This window comes from Actinocrinis puniceicyclus, assembly GCF_018283645.1.
GTDB lineage: Bacteria > Actinomycetota > Actinomycetes > Streptomycetales > Catenulisporaceae > Actinocrinis > Actinocrinis puniceicyclus.
Genome location: NZ_JAGSXH010000346.1, coordinates 1 through 972 on the forward strand (window position 1 = coordinate 1; position 972 = coordinate 972).

General features: G+C 72.0%; 1 pseudogene. It reads right to left on the reverse strand.

The window, feature by feature from the left end:
• A pseudogene (locus tag KGA66_RS29215) lies at window positions 1-818 on the reverse strand (LamG-like jellyroll fold domain-containing protein); the annotation flags it as partial.
• Window positions 819-972: the final 154 nt, after the last annotated feature.

The window sequence follows — 972 nt, forward strand, 5'->3', positions numbered from 1 at the left end:
GTGGTGGGGGTCCAGTCGATGGTGGGGTCGATGTACAGCGGGTAGACGGTGTGCAGTCCTGTGAGCAGCGCCGGGTCGGGGATCAGGGTGAGCGCCGTGGCGGTGGCCTTGGTGGTGACCGGGGCGAGGCGGGCGGCGATGCCGGCGTGCCCGGCGGTCGACGGATCGGGGGACAGTTGCAGGTGTGCTCGCGCGGCCTTGGGGTTGACCGCGGCGAGGGTCGTGTTCGAGTCCCACATCAGGGGGCTGGCGGACTGCAGGATCGGGCCGCGCGGCCCGCTGGAGAGGGTGATGCCGTCTTTCGCCCGGCTGCGGGTGATCTGGCCGCCGGCGATACGTGTCGGGAGGTTCAGTGTCTTTAGTTGCGGGTTGCGCGCCGCGGCGGCGGTCTTGACGATCAGGACGGTGGAGAACCCGCCGGTGTCCGTGGCCTGCACCTGCAGGTCGACGCCGGGCAGCACGTCCGGATAGGTCGCGCTCGATCCCGACACGCGCGGGGCCGCAAGGCGTCCGGGCCAGGAGAGCGTGTAGGACACACCGCCGGAGGTCGTGGTCGCGAGCGCGGCGGTGCCGCCGCCGGAGAAGCGCACGGTGCCGTACGCGGTGGCGTTCGGGGAGAGCGAGCCGTCCGGGTTGCGGTGCAGGTGGGTGTCGATCGGCACCCAGGTCCCGCTGTGCAGGGCGCGCACCGGGGTGACGTTGGTGTCCGCGGTGAACTGTCCGTCGGGTTGGGCGGTGACCTGGGTGACCTCGTCGGTCAGTGCGGTGACCGGCACGGGCTTGCCGCTGGCCTTGGCTTGCGTGGCGGCGGCGGTCATGGCGGCCTGCTGCGCCGCTGTTGTGACGGATGCGGGTGGGATCTTGATCAGGGGGTTGTTGCCGCTCGTGGTGGAGGATGCTGAGGGGTCCGGTGCCGGGCTTCCCGAGGCGTTGGGGGCGGTGGGGGACGCGACGCTCGAGCCGGTGTCCCGG